1 protein-coding gene is annotated in these 2,885 nt (G+C 49.3%); it reads right to left on the bottom strand.

The genetic code is table 11. From position 1 onward, the window contains the following. Window positions 1-2,244 (bottom strand): Ig-like domain-containing protein (locus tag SIK97_RS00880; protein ID WP_319610911.1); only part of this gene is annotated, 2,244 nt, incomplete at its 3' end. Window positions 2,245-2,885 lie beyond the last annotated feature (641 nt).

The following is a 2,885-nucleotide window of genomic DNA, read 5'->3' as shown; positions in this document are numbered from 1 at the left end:
ATCGCTTTCTGATTCCGAATCGCTGTCGGATTCCGAGTCGCTGTCAGAGTCCGAATCGCTGTCTGAATCGGAGTCACTGTCAGAATCCGAGTCGCTGTCGGACTCCGATTCGCTGTCTGAGTCCGAGTCGCTGTCAGAGTCCGAATCGCTGTCGGAATCCGAGTCGCTGTCAGAGTCCGAATCGCTGTCTGAATCCGAGTCACTGTCGGAGTCAGAGTCGCTGTCAGAGTCCGAATCGCTGTCGGATTCCGAGTCGCTGTCAGAGTCCGAATCGCTGTCTGATTCCGAGTCACTGTCGGAGTCGGAGTCCGAATCGCTGTCAGAGTCAGCATCGCTGTCCGAGTCGGAATCACTGTCAGAGTCGGAGTCACTGTCTGAATCCGAGTCGCTGTCGGAGTCGGTGTCATCGCTAAGATCGACAGTTAATATAAATATCGGGGATCGTTCGCTGACGTTGCCGGCCAGATCGGTCACCGTGGTGCTCAGGCTATGGGATCCTTCAGCCAGTGCGCCAGGAGTAAAGCTCCAGCGTCCGTCCTCGTCCGCAATCGCGGTGCCCAGTACGGTATCACCGTCATAAATTGTGATCGTGGCGCCCGCTTCCGCCGTACCGCTCAAGGTTGGTGTATCATCATCCGTCACGCTACCGCTGTTCAGTGTACCCGTGTCTTCTCCTGCATTATCAGTTACCTGCAGATCGCTAACCGGGTTCACTATAGTGTCTACCGTCAGTTCAAACGCCGGCGAACGTTCGCTGACGTTCCCGGCTTTGTCCGTTACCGTAGTGCTCAGGCTGTGGGCGCCTTCCTCCAGACTAGCAGGCGTGAAGCTCCAGCGTCCATCCTCGCCGGCAACCACTGTGCCCAGCACGGTGTCGCCGTCATAGATCGTCACCGTGGATCCCGCTTCCGCCGTGCCGTTCAGGGTGGGCGTCGCATCGTTGGTCAGATCCCCGCTCTGCAGCTGGCCGGTGTGCTCTGCGACATTGTCGGTTACCTGCGGAATGCTGGCTGCTGGCGCAGTGGTATCGATGGTCAGTTCAAACGCCGGCGAACGCTCGCTGACGTTGCCGGCTTTGTCCGTCACCGTCGCGCTCAGGCTATGGGAACCCTCGCTCAGCTCCGGTAACGCGAAGCTCCAGTTGCCATTTTCATCCGCGACGACAGAACCCAGTTTGGTATCGCCGTCATAAATCGTTATCGTTGCCCCAGCCTCTGCAGTCCCTTTAATCTCCGGGGTCGTATCGTCAGTGACATCACCAGAATGCAGCACACCGGTGATGGGGCCCACATTGTCAATGACCGCTATGTTCTGTGCCGCGGTAGGTAGCTCGGTATCAGTATCGGAGTCGCTGTCAGCATCAGAATCACTATCCGCGTCGCTGTCAGCATCCGAATCACTATCTGAATCTGAATCCGAGTCGGAATCACTGTCAGAATCGGAATCGCTGTCGGAGTCAGAGTCGCTGTCAGAATCCGAGTCGCTGTCAGAGTCCGAGTCGCTGTCCGAATCCGAGTCGCTGTCAGAGTCCGAGTCGCTGTCCGAATCCGAGTCACTGTCGGAGTCCGAATCGCTGTCTGAATCCGAGTCGCTGTCGGAGTCAGAGTCACTGTCAGAGTCAGAATCGCTGTCTGAATCCGAGTCGCTGTCGGAGTCGGAATCGCTGTCTGAATCCGAATCACTGTCAGAATCGGAATCACTATCTGAATCAGAATCACTGTCTGAATCAGAGTCGCTATCGCTGTCAGCATCCGTATCACTGTCGGAGTCTGAATCACTATCAGCATCAGAATCGCTTTCAGAAACCGAAGAGTGGTGGTCTTTGTTTGAGGTGCCGGCGAACATTGCCGCAATACCCAGCAAAGCCGCGCCAGCCATAACCCAACCGGCAATACTTTGTCCCGCGCCACCGGTCGCGATGACTTCTGAAAGATCGCTAATCAGCGAATAGTGTGCCCCATCGGTACCCGCACCTTCTAGCCACCATAGCGCGCCGGTCTCATCATCCATAAGAACCAAATCACTGTGCTGTCCATGCTCATCCACAACGAAAAAGTTTTTAATTGTAACGGTGTCACCGTTTTGGAGTTTCAGAACAAGATCATTACCTTGTCGGGTATATGAACGAATATCCTCACGCTTAACGTGCAGGAGGACCACTGACTGCGTATTGAGATTAACTTGATTGCCATCGACGGTGTATTCAGCACCAGTTTCTTTCACTGTCACATTTATATTTTTCATCAGGTTGCACCCTTGAGATGAAGACGCAGTCAGAGGTATGAGATAATTCTTAATTATGCATCTTATTAGATATACCACTTAACGGAGTCCCGCAAGGTGAAAGCAAAATAATACAATTACATTCTGTAATAAATTAAATTACCCAAATTACAATAACTTAAAATAATAAACTTACATTTTGAGATGTTAATATAGACCATAAGAAAAATGATTGCTCACGGTTATTACAATGAAGATAAAATCATGGATAATACATTTCTTATATCACCAAACCTCCATTTTAACGCTACCCGAAAAATATCTGTGATATTAGTCATATAAATGACATGAGAAAAAACAATTATTTTTTTAAACTTTAAAATATTTTATAAGGATTCCCCATGTATTTTCCATGGTTTATTTATAAGAAATAAATTATCCTCGCAAGGAAATTTTTAGTAATAAGGGAGATAAAACCTGGACGATGTCTGTTAAATCCACAAAGACAATGGGTTTTATTTTAAAATAAAGAAACGTTTCGATGTAGTTTTAATTAAAATATTGACCATAAATAACTTAATCAATATTGATAATAAAAAACCCCGCCAGGCGCTGAGGAATCCCCAGTAATGGGCGGGTGAAAAAAGACAGGCATAGAGTTT

It is taken from the genome of Klebsiella sp. JN_Kp126 (assembly GCF_033843325.1).
GTDB lineage: Bacteria > Pseudomonadota > Gammaproteobacteria > Enterobacterales > Enterobacteriaceae > Klebsiella > Klebsiella michiganensis.
The sequence above is the reverse complement of the archived record's forward strand: the minus strand, read 5'-3'. Positions and strand labels throughout refer to the sequence as shown.